Source organism: Streptomyces sp. JHA26 (assembly GCF_002005565.1).
Lineage (GTDB): Bacteria > Actinomycetota > Actinomycetes > Streptomycetales > Streptomycetaceae > Streptomyces.
This window is the reverse complement of the sequence record NZ_BDJC01000004.1, coordinates 104,226-116,974: the sequence shown is the minus strand read 5'-3', so window position 1 is coordinate 116,974 and position 12,749 is coordinate 104,226. Positions and strand designations below refer to the sequence as shown.

The window sequence follows — 12,749 nt, the reverse complement described above, 5'->3', positions numbered from 1 at the left end:
GTGGGGAACAGCTAGGAACCACGGTGAAAGCCGCCGAAGTCGACGAGCCACCGTTCGGCTTTCCTGCCCAGGTCAGCGCCTGAGGCAGCTTCAAGAAATCGCAGTTTCCCAAGCTGATGGCCCCAACGGCGCTATGGCCTGCTGCTCAGCCACAAAAGATGAAGGCTTCGAGTCGTTCGGTTCCGGGCACTGAGGTGCGGGCGTGTCTTGCGCTCCTGTGCCGCAGTGCCGGCCTCAATGAGCCGTGCCAGCGGTAGTACGACGTCAGGGCGTACCCGCGCCGAGTCGGACCAGGCCGTCGCCCCGCACAGTCACGTCCACTGCGAGGCCCGGAAAGCCGATCTCCGGCCCGAGCGCCGCTAGCTGCGCGGCGAGGCCTTCGGCGCCGGGCGTGGCAGGCGTCCCGGAGGATGGAGGTCGCAGCCTCCGCCGTGAAGGCCGTCTTGTCGCCGTCTTCCGGTGCGCCGTCGCTGCCCGAGATCATGGGTCCGGCCTTGCGGGGCGCGTCCCTGGGCTGACAGGGCGCCTGCGTAATGGGGACGCAATGATCTTGGAGCCAAAGGAGCTCGACGCGCCGCGTTACGAGGCCGCCGGCGCCCGGATGTCGGCCTGCCAGGCCCACGGACTCCCACCGCATCAACGGCCTGCAGCAGCCGGTCCGGCAGCCTGAGAGACACGGACGACAGGGCACTTCAGGTGAAAGTGGCCTTCAGTGGCGGGCACCTGACCGCTCATCAGGCACCGCCTGCGTGGGCAGCCACTCCAGGTGCTGGCCGTGCGGGCCGGTGCGGGCGAGCGGGTGCTCGTTCAGGGCAAGGGTGAACAGCAGGCGGTCGGGGCGGGGGTCGGACGGCAGCCGGTGGTCCACGGCAGGGAGGAGACCCGGGGCCTCGTTGGAGATCCAGGGGCAGCCGAGCTCCCGCATGGTGGTGGTGAAGGCCTCGCGCTCCTCGGGCGGCAGGTAGGCGAGGACCGCGCTGTGGAGGACGACCGGGGTGGCGCCCGCCGGGGCGGCGGTGACCAAGTCGCGGACGGTCTCGTTGAGGTCGCCGCGCACCAGCGTCGGGGGCTCGGTGCGCGCGATCCGCACGGCGTCCCGCAACCGGGCCAGGCGCTGGTGCTGTTCGGGCCAGACCAAGCATTCCAGCCAGCGTGTGTCCTGGGGATCGGCCACGTCGAGCGGGTTCAGGTCGACACCGGCCCGCCAGGCGACCTCCGGCAGCCGGGTGGGCAGCGGTACGGCGCCGGTCGTGCCGCACTCCAGGACGACCGCGCTGTCCGGGTGGCCGAACATGGGCCCCTCGTCGTAGCGGTAGCGGTAGCGGTCGGGATAGAGGCACAGTCCGGCCGAGGCGCCGACCTCGATGAGCGCCAGCGGCTGGGGCAGCCGGGCCAGCACGGGAAGCAGGACGGCGCACCGGCCCGGCTCGTTGGTCTGAGTCCGCCGCTCCAGCATCGTGGCGCGCACTCGGGCCCAGTGGGCGGTGGTCCACTCGCGGAATGCGGCGAGGTCGTCGACCGGTCCGCCCAGGAAGCGCACCGCGGCCAGCAGCAGGTTGGGCTGCCGCTTGGCAGTCGGCAGTCGGTCGATCATCGCCAACAGGCTCGGGGTGTCAGCGATCGCGGCGGTCAGCCGCTCGTACGTCGGGGAGTGGCCCCGCGCCTCCATCGTCGCGAACCGCCGGTACCGCTCAGCCGTGTCCACCGCCGCTCCCCTTTCCGCCGGCCGAACGGCAGCTTAGGCCACCGGGCCCGACGCCCTCCGGGCCTGGTGGCCGGTGCGGCCGGCGGTTCCAGGAGATCGTCCGTCTTCGAAAGGACCGTGATGTCCCCCGTCGTGACGTCCGCCCGACCGACCGCGGTGCCGCCAGGCAGGTCGGCGTACGGACGATCACGCCCGTACCGCTTCCCACGCGTGACGCGCAGTTCCACAAGACCGCGGAGCAGGCGACGCGGCTGGACTCGTTCTGTCCGGATGGCGCGTCGCCGCAGGGAGGACGCCGGCGGCTCCCTGGCACGACCGCGGGACAGCTCGGCCGGAAGCGGTGAAGAGGGGCCGGGTCGGTCACCGTCTCGGTCCGACCCCGTCTCGTCCGGCCGGCGCGGGCAACGGCGTCCGACCCTTCCACACATCGCACCGGGATGGGCGAGATGCCCGACGGTGTACGCCCGGAAGCCCGCCGGACAGGCCTTCCTGACGGAGGTCCAGGCGACATGCCCGGGCCTCCGTGCGGTTGTCGACGGTCACGTCCCGTTCGCCCGGGGGTTCGGGCAGTTTCACCCCTGTGGTGGCCGTGCTCTCCTCGGTGCGTCCGGATGCCCTGGGCGCGGTGCGGCCGTCTCAGCCGCCGACCAGGGCGACCAGCTTGACGAAGACCAGGGTGGGGCCCGGTGTCAGGTCCACCGTCTCGTCGAGGGACTCGAGTTGGCGGTCGTCGGACAGGACGAAGAAGCCGTTGGTCAGGAAGGCGTTCTCGGCTGCCTCCGTCTGGCGGGCCGGGTCGACGGGGCGGGGTTCGGGGAGGCGGTGGCCGTTCGGGGCCGGTTCGGCGTCCTCGGGGCGGACCAGGCCGGTGAAGTGGTCGCCGGGGTGGGCGTGGTGGCGGGTGGTCTCCTCGCGGACCCGGAGGGCGATCAGCTCCCGTACCGTCATCCGGTCGGGCAGGCCGGTCAGTTCCCACTCGGCGATCCGCTTGCCCGTCGGCGTCTCGTCCCGGAAGGTCACGGCGGCCATCAGGCACCTCGATCGATCTGGCGGAGGATGGTCTCGTCGGTGATGTCGGCGTCGGCGGCCAGCAGGAACGCCTTGCTGAGGATCAGCGCGAGCCGTTCGTCGTCGAAGGGGAGGAAGACCGTGCGGTCCGCCGGGCGTCGTGCCGCGACGACGCACAGGTAGCTGTCGTCCGGTTCCATCAGGACGTTGGCCGAGAAGAGGTGGATCTTGTAGGTGCGCAGATCGCCCCGGACGCGCAGGAAGCGGCCGTCGAGGGTGCAGCGGTCGGCGATCTTCAGGCGGGGCAGGAGTCGTTCCAGCGCGTCGCGGCGGGCCAGGGCGGTCTCCGGCAACTCGCCGAACGCCGCCCGCTCCCAGTAGGCGCGCCGGTCGCCGCCGTCGGTCCAGTCGGGGTCGGTGGCGATCGAGGTTACGCCGACGAAGAGGTCCACGTCGCGCATGGCCTCGCTGAACACCAGCGGGGGTACGTCGGCGAGCGGGGTCTCGTGCCAGGTGTCCTCCTGCCGGCGGTTGAAGCGCACCTGGTCGGTCGTGGCCAGTTCGTTCTCGCCCGCCTGGTCGGACCAGGTGTGGCGGAAGCGGATCCGCCACTCCCCCGCCGCCAGGGTGCGCTCGGCCTCGTCGCCGTCCCCTGCGTCCCAGGGGCCGAGCAGGCGGCTTCGCCAGCCCCGGGCGCGGAACAGGGCGAACATCCTGCGGTAGTGGACGAGGTGACCGGCGAAGCGGTTCGAGTAGGCGCCGGTCCGTTCCTCGGCCGGGGTGAGGCGGTAGATCTCGCGGAACGCCTGCTTGAAGGGCTGGCGTATGCGCCGTTCGGTGAGCAGGTCCCGCCAGGCCCCCACGGCGTCGGGGGCGGAGCGGAGCGGGTGCCAGAGCCGTACGGAGGCGTCGTCGGGGGCGTCGGGCAGGGCGGCCCGGTCCGTCTCGGGGAGTACGGCCCGCCACTCGCCGGGCGCGACCTCGATCTCCCAGATCAGCCGGCCCACGAGGGTCCGTGCGAGGGGGTGGCCGGCCAGCTCGGTGCGCCACCAGCCGTACGGGTGGACGGCGTCGGTGGTGAAGCCGCCCTCCAGGGCCCGTAGGAGGGTGGCCAGTTGGGCGTTGATCCGCTTCACCAGGTCGCGGAGTTCCTTGACCAGGGCGGCGTGGTCGCGGCGGACCGGCGCCGGGACGGTGCGCAGCGGGCGGCCGTCCTTCTCCCAGGTGAGCGTGGCGGTGTCGGTGACCGTGACGACCGCTTCGTGGTCGCCGGCCGGCCGGCGCAGGACGCCGTCGTCGTCGAAGTCCGTTCTGGGCAGCCGGAGGGCCACGTCGGTGCGTTCGGCCAGGGCCGCGTCCACCTTCTTGAGCATCTTGTCCAGTTGCCTGGGCACCCCGGCGTGCCGGACGGTGCCGCGCACGGTGCGGATCGCGGTGGCCAGCTCGGGCGTCGGGAAGTCCTGTGCCGCGCGGACCACTTCGTACAGGAGGGCCTGGGACGGGAGCGTCTTCGCGGCCGTGGGGGCGAGTGCGATGCCGGGCAGCAGTCGGTCGAACAGCTCGGGCAGCCAGGGTTCGTCGCGCAGCAGCGCGACCCGCAGGGCCTGGCCGAGCGTGGTGACCTCCCGGTCGGTGAACGCCTTGTCCGCCCGGTAGGGGATCTCGCCGGCGCGGATGGCGTCGGTGCGGTCGGCGGCCGCTTCCAGCGCGCGGCGGGTGAACGCCACGTACGCCGGGGTCTCGGCCGACGCGTGCCAGGTGTGGGCCGGCGGCGGGACGAACCTGTTCTCCCGGCCCATCTCGGACAGTGCCGCCTGTTCGGCCGGGGCGAGTCGGGCGATGACGGCCGTCTCGTCGGCGACGATCGGGCCGACGTCGCGGGAGAGCCACTCCACGGCCGCCGCCGACGTCTCGTCCCCGGCGAGCGCCGCGACCGCGAGCAGCGCGTACGGCTGGCGCACGGAGGCCTTGTCCTGCCACAACCCGACCAGGGCGCGGGCCGGTTCGGACACGTCGGGCCGCGGTCCGGTGCAGTGCCGCAGTGCGTCGAGCCCCAGGGTGAGGTCGGCCCAGCCGTGTTCCTCGCACTCCTCGACGAGCAGGTCGAACATCCGGCGGCACGCGGCGGGCGTGTAGCGCGGCTGCCGTTCCCCGGCCGCGGCCCGGACCGCGGCGGCTGCCGTACGCCGCACGAGTGCGTCCGAGGTGTCCACCCGGTAGGCCGCGACGAACAGGTCGCCGAGCTCCTCGTCGGTGACCCGGGACGGGTCCGGGCGCTCGTCCTCGTCGGTGGACTCCGGGTCGGTCAGCGCGCGCATCAGCCGGGCGGCGTGGCTCATCGGGCACCCCTCCCGGCCGTGGGCCGCCCGTCCTCCCCGGTCCGGGGCGCGGTGCGCCTCGCGTCGTCGGGCGAGTCGTGGCCGTGGGGCCGGGTCACCAAGGTGTCGTTCGGCATGGCGGGATGATGACAGGGGGGACTGACAACGCGGTCGGCCGTGCCCCGGTCGTCCCCGGCCGTCCCCTGCGCCCGCCCGGCCGCGCGGCCGTCGGCAGCGCCCGGCCCCGTCCTCAGGCCTGGCGGAGCACCACCGGGACGACCGGGAGCACCGTCGCGCCCGCGCTCGTGCCGTGGGCGACCACCCCGGTCGGCGGGAAGGGGCGTTCCGCCGTGCCGGTGGCCTGTGGGTGGCGGCCGGTCCGATGACGGTGGCGAGGCAGGCGCCCGGGGCCGTGGTCGGCAGCCGGCAGCCGGCAGCCAGGCGCCCGGGACGACCCCGTCCACGTGTTCCGTTCCTCCTGCCCGATGACGGTGCGCCGTGTCCCGGCGGACTCGGCACAGCGCACCGGGCGGGGGCGGACCGGACGTACCTGCGGGTATTCACCCGTCGGCGTGAACCCTGTCGCCCGGGTCCGGTCGAGCGGGGCCCGGGGTGTCAGGCCAGGGACAGGACCGACGTCACCACCTGGCGCAGCATCGCCGCGGGGTCCGGCGCCGGTCCCGGGGCGCGCCACGCCACGAAGCCGTCGGGGCGCACCAGGACCGCCCCGCCGCGCGTCACGCCGTGGGCCTTCGCCCAGTCGGTGTCGTCGTTCTCGGGCAGCAGGTCGGCGTCCGGGGACTTGCCCACCCGGTACGACGCCAGCGGGATCCGCATCTCGTCGGCCAGCCGCGTCGCCGCCTCGTGCCAGCCGCTGGGCTCCGTCGCGTCGCTGAGCAGGACGAGGGAGCGTTCGTAGAGGTCGAGCGTGGAGATGCGGTCGTCGCCGCGGAGCAGCCACAGGTGCGGGGCCCTGCTGCCGGGTTCGCCCGTCAGCGAGAGTTCCTCCGGGACCACCGGCGTCGCGGGGTCGGCGCCGACGACCGCGCCCTGGGGGTAGCGGTAGCCGAGGGCGACGTTGAGGATGCCGCGCTGCGGGCCGCCGCCGCCTCCGGCCGCCGGGGGCGGGGCGAAGCCGGGGTGGCTGTGCTCGGCGGAGCGGGCGGCGGCGCGGGCGCTGGTGGCCTCCGCGACCGGGCGGCGTTCGGCGTCGTAGGTGTCGAGGAGGCCGTCGCCGGCCCAGCCGTCGAGGACGGCGGCCAGCTTCCAGGCGAGGTTGTGGGCGTCCTGGATGCCGGTGTTGGAGCCGAACGCGCCGGTGGGGGACATCTCGTGGGCCGAGTCGCCGGCCAGCAGGACGCGGCCCGAGCGGTAGCTGCGGGCGACGCGCTGGGCGGCGTGCCAGGGGGCCTTGCCGGTGATCTCGATGTCGAGGTCCGGGTCGCCGACCGCGCGGCGGATGTGGTCGGCGCAGCGCTCGTCGGTGAAGTCCTCCACCGTTTCGCCGTTCTCCGGGTGCCAGGGGGCGTGGAAGACCCAGTCCACGCGGTTGTCCACCGGGAGCAGGGCGCCGTCCGCGTCCGGGTCCGTGAGGTAGCAGACGATGAAGCGGCGGTCGCCCACGAGGTCGGCGAGCCGGCGGGAGCGGAAGGTGATGCTGATGTTGTGGAAGAGGTCGCCGGGGCCGCTCTGGCCGATGCCGAGCCGCTCGCGGACGGGGCTGCGGGGGCCGTCGGCGGCCACCAGGTAGTTCGCGTGGATCGTGGTGCGCTCGCCGGTCTCCCGGTTCCCGACGACCGCCGTGACCCCGTCGGCGTCCGTGTCGAACGACAGCAGTTCCGTGCCGAAGCGCAGGTCGCCGCCGAGTTCGCGGGCGTGGGCGAGCAGTTCGGGCTCGAGGTCGTTCTGGCTGCACAGGCACCACCCGCTGGGGCTGAACCGGGCGAGTCCGTTGCCCGGGTCGATCTTCCTGAACAGCCACTCCCCCGCGTCGCCGACCAGCGTCGGGGTCTGGAGGATGCCGTGGTTGTCGGCCAGCGTGGCGGCGGCCCGCCGGATGGCCGGCTCGGTGCCCGACACCCGGAACAGCTCCATCGTGCGGACGTTGTTGCCTCGTCCCCGGGGGTGGATGGAGGTGCCGGCGTGCCGTTCCACCAGGGTGTGCCGAACGCCGAGCCGGCCCAGGAAAACCGAGGTCGACAGGCCGACCAGGGAACCTCCGACGATCAGCACCGGGACGCGGTGGCCCCCGGGTTCCGATCGATCGGCTCTTTCTTTCATCGTGCGTTCCTCCATTGCGTCGGGCCCCGGTCGGGCCGTCGTCGAGTGGCAGGTCCCGTGACATGCAGGGGGCCGGGCTCTCATGCATGCCCCGCGACGCCTGCGACGGCTCAGGCTTCACCCGCTTAACCCGTCTGGTTCGCGGTCCCCGCGGGCACGGCCCACGATCGTGCTTACGCGACCGGCGCATCCCGCCGCACACGGCACGCGCAGCGGCGGTCGCATCCCCACATACACGAGGAAGTTCCCCTGAGAAGAGGTGGGCCGGATGACGGTCTCTCCCGTCGTGTCGTCGGACACCGGATCGACGAATGCCGCAGCCACGGGTGCCGGGGCGACGGCCGCCGTGTCCGCGGACGCGGGCGGCGTCTCGATATCCGCGTTCGACGGATCGCGCGTGCGGGTCGTGCTGATGCTGGACATCCACGACGGCATGCAGCAGGAGTTCCTCGACGCCTACGAGCGCATCCGTCACCGGGTCGCGGCCGTGCCGGGTCATGTCAGCGACCAGCTGTGCCAGTCCCTGGAGAACCCGACGCAGTGGCTGCTCACCAGTGAGTGGGAGAGCGCGGCGCCCTTCCTGGCGTGGGTCAACAGCGACGAGCACCTGACGGCCGTCGAGCCCCTGCAGGACTGCGTCCGCGACACCCGCTCCCTGCGCTACAGCGTGCTGCGGGAGACCGCGGCCGACGGTGCCGGGGCGTCCGCCGCGGCCGGTGAGGCGCTGCGCGCCGCTCCCCGGGTGGGGGGCAACGTCGTCCGGCACGCCCTGACCTTCACGGTGCGGCCCGGCAGCGAGGCCAAGGTCGCCGAGCTGCTGTCCAACTACGCCTCCCCCGAGGCGCAGGTCGACGAGAACACCCGGCTGCTGCGCACCTCGCTGTTCATGCACGGCAACCGGATCGTGCGGGCGGTGGAGGTGCGGGGCGATCTGCAGACCGCGCTGCGCCACGTCGCCCGGCAGCCCGGGGTGCGGGCGGTCGAGGAGGCCCTGAACCCGTACCTGGAACAGGACCGCGACCTGAAGGACCCGCACTCCGCCCGGCGGTTCTTCACCCTGGCCGCGATGCCGGCCGTCCACCACGTGGCGTCCGCGACGGGGGCCGAGGCGCGCCCGCAGCGGTGTGCGCTGCTCTATCCGGTCCGGGCCGGTGCGGGGCCGGAACTGGCCCGGCTGCTGGCCCGGCAGGACGCGTCCGCCGTGTACACCCCGGACGGTCCGGTCCTCGCCGCCACCGTCTTCCACCGCGACGACCTGGTCGTACGGCTCGTCGACGTGGCCGGTGACCCGGACGAGGCGCCCGCGTTCGTCCTGGGGCTGCACGACCGCGAGGGGTCGGCCGACGCGGCCGGTGTCGCGGTGGCCGAGCGGCTGCTGGACACCGCCTCGGTCGGCATCGACGGGCCCCTGTCGGACGCCGGGACGCTGTCGCGGCTGCTCGCGCGGGCCCGCATGACCCCGCTGACCGACCGGCGTTCGCTCCCCTCCTGACCCGTCGGCGCGCGGCCCGCGGGCCGGGCCGCGCGCCGGTCTTCCCCACCGCCTTCCGTCCTTCCGGAGTGACCGACATGACAGACCAGCAGGTACGCATCGTCTCCCTCGGCGACATCCCGCCCAACACGCGCCGCGGCGGAGACCTCCGCGCCCTTCTCACGCCCACCACCGCCGGGTCGACCAGCGGTTTCATGGGCGTGGCCATCGTGCAGCCCGGCGACCGCATCGCCGAGCACTACCACCCGTACTCCGAGGAGTTCGTGTACGTCACCGACGGCGCGCTCGAGGTGGACCTGGACGGGGCGCCGCACGCGCTCTCCGTCGGGCAGGGAGTGCTGATCCCGCAGAACGTGCGCCACCGTTTCCGCAACGTCGGCGACGTCGAGGCGCGGATCGTGTTCCACCTGGGGCCGCTGGCCCCGCGGCCGGAGCTCGGCCACGTCGACACGGAGGACGCGGAGGGCAACGCCCTGCCGCTCGACGGCCACGCGGGGTGCGCCGGGCACGGGCGTCCCGCCGCCGCGGCCGAGGTGGTGTCATGACGCGGCGACGGGTCGCCGTCACGGGCATAGGCGTCGTCGCCCCGGGCGGGATCGGCGTGCCCCAGTTCTGGGGCCTGCTGTCCGACGGCCGTACGGCGACACGCCGCATCTCCCTCTTCGATCCGGCCGGGCTGCGGTCGCAGATCGCCGCCGAGTGCGACTTCGATCCGTCCGCGTTCGGGCTGGACCTCGCCACCGTGCAGCGGTGCGACCGGTACGTGCAGTTCGCGCTCGTCGCCGCCGCCGAGGCGGTGCGCGACGCGGAGCTCGACCCGGGCCGGCTGGACCCGTGGCGGGCCGGTGCCACCCTGGGCACCGCGGTCGGTGGCACGACCCGGCTGGAGCACGACTACGTCCTGGTCAGCGAGCGCGGCTCGCGGTGGGACGTGGACGACCGGCGGGCCGAGCCGCACCTGGAGCGGGCCTTCACCCCGGCGACGCTCTCGTCGGCCGTGGCCGAGGAGTTCGGGGTGCGCGGGCCGGTGCAGACCGTGTCCACCGGGTGCACGTCCGGTCTGGACGCGGTGGGGTACGCCTACCACGCCGTCGCCGAGGGACGTGTCGACGTGTGCCTGGCGGGCGCGGCGGACTCCCCGATATCGCCGATCACCATGGCCTGCTTCGACGCCATCAAGGCGACCTCGCCGAACAACGACGACCCGGAGCACGCCTCCCGGCCCTTCGACGCCGACCGCAACGGTTTCGTCATGGGCGAGGGCGCGGCGGTGCTCGTCCTGGAGGACCTGGAGCACGCCCGGGCCCGCGGCGCGGACGTGTACTGCGAGATCTCCGGCTACGCGACCTTCGGCAACGCCTACCACATGACCGGGCTCACCAAGGAGGGCCTGGAGATGGCGCGGGCGATCGACACCGCGCTGGACATGGCCCGGCTGGACCCCACCGCCGTCGACTACGTCAACGCGCACGGCTCCGGCACCCAGCAGAACGACCGGCACGAGACCGCCGCGGTCAAGCGGTCGCTGGGCGAGCACGCGTACAGGACGCCGATGAGCTCGATCAAGTCCATGGTGGGCCACTCGCTCGGCGCGATCGGCTCGATCGAGCTGGCCGCGTGCGTGCTGGCGATGCACCACCAGGTGGTGCCGCCCACGGCCAACTACACGACCCCCGACCCCGAGTGCGACCTGGACTACGTGCCGCGCGAGGCCCGGGAGCGTTCGCTTCGGCACGTGCTGTCGGTGGGCAGCGGCTTCGGCGGCTTCCAGTCCGCCGTCGTACTCAGCGGTTCCGGTTCTGGTCCCGGATTGGAAGGAGGGCCGCGATGAGCGGACGGCAACGGCCCCGGCGGGCGGTCGTCACCGGCCTCGGCGTGGTGTCCCCGCACGGCATCGGGGCGGAGGCGCACTGGAAGGCGGTCGCGGACGGCACCAGCAGTCTCGGGCCCGTCACCCGGGAGGGCTGCGGGAACCTGCCGCTGAAGGTGGCGGGCGAGGTACGCGGCTTCGACCCGTCGGAACTGATCGACGAGCGGTATCTCGTCCAGACCGACCGGTTCACGCACTTCGCGATGAGCGCCACGCAGCTCGCGCTCACCGACGCGCGGTTCGGCCGCGGTGACGTCGCCTCGCCGTACTCGGTGGGCGTGGTCACCGCGGCGGGGTCGGGCGGCGGCGAGTTCGGGCAGCGGGAGCTGCAGAACCTGTGGGGCCAGGGCTCGCGGTACGTCGGCCCGTACCAGTCGATCGCCTGGTTCTACGCGGCCAGCACCGGCCAGATCTCCATCAGCAACGACTTCAAGGGTCCCTGCGGTGTCGTCGCCGCCGACGAGGCGGGCGGTCTGGACGCCCTGGCGCACGCGGCACTGACCGTGCGGGGCGGTACCGACACGGTGGTGTGCGGTGCGACGGAGGCGCCGCTGGCCCCGTACTCGATCGTCTGCCAGCTGGGCTACCCCGAGCTGAGCCGGGCGACCGAGGCGGACCGTGCCTACCGCCCGTTCACGCAGGCGGCCTGCGGGTTCGCGCCGGCCGAGGGCGGGGCCGTGCTCCTGCTGGAGGAGGAGGGCGCGGCGCGCGAGCGCGGGGCCGAAGTGCGGGCGACGGTGGCCGGGCACGCGGCGACCTTCACCGGCGCCTCCCGCTGGGAGGAGTCGCGGGCCGGGCTGGCGCGGGCGATCGAGGGCGCGCTGGCGGAGGCCGGCTGCCGGCCCGAGGAGGTGGACGTGGTGTTCGCGGACGCCCTCGGGGTGCCGGAGGCCGACCGGGCCGAGGCCCTCGCGCTCGCCGACGCCCTCGGGCCGCACGCGCGGCGGGTGCCGGTCACCGCGCCCAAGACCGGGACCGGGCGGGCGTACTGCGCGGCACCGGTGCTGGACGTGGCGACCGCGGTGCTCGCCATGGAGCACGGGCTGATCCCGCCCACCCCGAACGTGTACGACGTCTGCCACGACCTGGACCTGGTGGCCGGCCGGGCCCGGGCCGCCGAGCCGCGCACGGCCCTGGTCCTCGGCCGGGGGCTCATGGGCGGCAACTCGGCGCTGGTCCTGCGGCAGGGCGCGCCCACCGGCTGAGCGCCGGCCGGACCCGTCCCACCCCGCCCCGAGCCACCACCATCCCGAGCGGGCGCCGCCCCCGGTGCGCGCCGATCCGAGTGAAGGAGTACCTCGCATGACCGACCAAGTGGATTACCAGGTGACCGTCGAGGAACTGTCGGCGCTCATGAAGCGCACCGCCGGTGTGCACGTCGACCCGGTCACCCTCCAGCAGCAGGCCGACGCCGCTTTCGACGCCTTCGGCCTGGACTCCCTCGGCCTGCTGGGCATCGTGGCCGAGCTGGAGAAGCGGTACGGGCTGGGCCTGCCGGAGCAGGCCGAGCGCTGCAAGACGCCCGCCGATTTCCTCGCGCTGGTCAACGGCGCACTGAAGACGGGAGTGTGACATGGCAGGGCACACCGACAACGAGATCACCATCGCCGCGCCGATGCCGCTGGTCTGGGACATGACCAACGACATCGAGAACTGGCCCCGACTGTTCAGCGAGTACGCCTCCGTGGAGGTCCTCGAACGCGACGGCGACCGGGTCACCTTCCGGCTCACCATGCACCCGGACGAGGAGGGACGGGTGTGGAGCTGGGTGTCCGAGCGCGTCGCCGACCCGGTGACCCGTACCGTGCGCGCCCACCGGGTGGAGACCGGTCCCTTCCAGTACATGAACATCGTCTGGGAGTACACCGAGACCGCGGAGGGGACCCGGATGCGCTGGGTCCAGGACTTCGCGATGAAGCCGGAGGCGCCCGTCGACGACGCCGGGATGACGGACCACATCAACCGCAACTCCCGTACGCAGATGGAGCTGATCCGGGACCGGATCGAGCAGGCCGCGGGCGAGCGGCGGACCACCGCGGTGCTCGCCGACTGACCCCGCCGAACCGACTGGCACCG

Annotated in this window: 10 protein-coding genes; 6 read left to right on the top strand and 4 right to left on the bottom strand. The window is 73.6% G+C overall.

The window, feature by feature from the left end:
- Nucleotides 1-709: 709 nt before the first annotated feature.
- The 4 genes from JHAT_RS03830 to JHAT_RS03815 form a co-directional block, all read right to left on the bottom strand.
- Entirely contained in the window at nt 710-1,705 is a 996-nt protein-coding gene (locus JHAT_RS03830; RefSeq protein WP_077796596.1) for a DUF2332 domain-containing protein, read from the bottom strand.
- A 636-nt stretch (nt 1,706-2,341) separates the two neighbouring features.
- Complete coding sequence (locus JHAT_RS03825) at nt 2,342-2,734, bottom strand: hypothetical protein (RefSeq protein ID WP_077796700.1); 393 nt, start codon at nt 2,732-2,734, stop codon at nt 2,342-2,344.
- Nucleotides 2,734-5,052 carry a DUF4132 domain-containing protein gene (locus JHAT_RS03820; protein WP_077796595.1) on the bottom strand — a complete coding sequence of 773 codons (2,319 nt, stop codon included), beginning with the start codon at nt 5,050-5,052 and terminating at the stop codon, nt 2,734-2,736. Before JHAT_RS03820 ends, JHAT_RS03825 begins: the two co-directional genes overlap by 1 nt.
- Nucleotides 5,053-5,646: 594 nt before the next feature.
- Nucleotides 5,647-7,311, bottom strand: a complete 1,665-nt coding sequence (locus JHAT_RS03815) for an FAD-dependent monooxygenase (RefSeq protein WP_077796699.1) — start codon at nt 7,309-7,311, stop codon at nt 5,647-5,649.
- A gap of 268 nt (nt 7,312-7,579) precedes the next feature.
- Between JHAT_RS03815 and JHAT_RS03810 the strand changes: the two genes are divergently transcribed.
- The 6 genes from JHAT_RS03810 to JHAT_RS03785 all read left to right on the top strand — a co-directional run bounded on the left by JHAT_RS03810 (nt 7,580) and on the right by JHAT_RS03785 (nt 12,726).
- Complete coding sequence (locus JHAT_RS03810; protein WP_077796594.1) at nt 7,580-8,803, top strand: SchA/CurD-like domain-containing protein; 1,224 nt, start codon at nt 7,580-7,582, stop codon at nt 8,801-8,803.
- A 77-nt stretch (nt 8,804-8,880) separates the two neighbouring features.
- Entirely contained in the window at nt 8,881-9,348 is a 468-nt protein-coding gene (locus tag JHAT_RS03805; protein ID WP_077796593.1) for a cupin domain-containing protein, read from the top strand.
- Complete coding sequence (locus JHAT_RS03800; RefSeq protein ID WP_077796592.1) at nt 9,345-10,634, top strand: beta-ketoacyl synthase; 1,290 nt, start codon at nt 9,345-9,347, stop codon at nt 10,632-10,634. Before JHAT_RS03805 ends, JHAT_RS03800 begins: the two co-directional genes overlap by 4 nt.
- Nucleotides 10,631-11,878, top strand: a complete 1,248-nt coding sequence (locus tag JHAT_RS03795) for a ketosynthase chain-length factor (protein ID WP_077796591.1) — start codon at nt 10,631-10,633, stop codon at nt 11,876-11,878. Before JHAT_RS03800 ends, JHAT_RS03795 begins: the two co-directional genes overlap by 4 nt.
- Before the next feature lie 97 nt (nt 11,879-11,975).
- Nucleotides 11,976-12,245, top strand: coding sequence for an acyl carrier protein (locus tag JHAT_RS03790; RefSeq protein WP_077796590.1), 270 nt, complete (start codon nt 11,976-11,978; stop codon nt 12,243-12,245).
- 1 nt (nt 12,246) lies between these two features.
- A complete protein-coding gene (locus JHAT_RS03785) occupies nt 12,247-12,726 on the top strand; it encodes an SRPBCC family protein (RefSeq protein ID WP_077796589.1) in 480 nt (159 codons plus the stop codon).
- The last annotated feature ends 23 nt before the right edge of the window (nt 12,727-12,749 follow it).

Excerpts from the sequence above, each read along its gene's own strand:
- JHAT_RS03815 (WP_077796699.1), bottom strand. The coding sequence starts at position 7,311 with ATGAAAGAAAGAGCCGATCGATCGGAACCCGGGGGCCACCGCGTCCCG.
- JHAT_RS03790 (WP_077796590.1), top strand. The coding sequence starts at position 11,976 with ATGACCGACCAAGTGGATTACCAGGTGACCGTCGAGGAACTGTCGGCG.
- JHAT_RS03785 (WP_077796589.1), top strand. The coding sequence starts at position 12,247 with ATGGCAGGGCACACCGACAACGAGATCACCATCGCCGCGCCGATGCCG.
- JHAT_RS03800 (WP_077796592.1), top strand. The coding sequence starts at position 9,345 with ATGACGCGGCGACGGGTCGCCGTCACGGGCATAGGCGTCGTCGCCCCG.
- JHAT_RS03795 (WP_077796591.1), top strand. The coding sequence starts at position 10,631 with ATGAGCGGACGGCAACGGCCCCGGCGGGCGGTCGTCACCGGCCTCGGC.
- JHAT_RS03805 (WP_077796593.1), top strand. The coding sequence starts at position 8,881 with ATGACAGACCAGCAGGTACGCATCGTCTCCCTCGGCGACATCCCGCCC.
- JHAT_RS03820 (WP_077796595.1), bottom strand. The coding sequence starts at position 5,052 with ATGAGCCACGCCGCCCGGCTGATGCGCGCGCTGACCGACCCGGAGTCC.
- JHAT_RS03825 (WP_077796700.1), bottom strand. The coding sequence starts at position 2,734 with ATGGCCGCCGTGACCTTCCGGGACGAGACGCCGACGGGCAAGCGGATC.
- JHAT_RS03810 (WP_077796594.1), top strand. The coding sequence starts at position 7,580 with ATGACGGTCTCTCCCGTCGTGTCGTCGGACACCGGATCGACGAATGCC.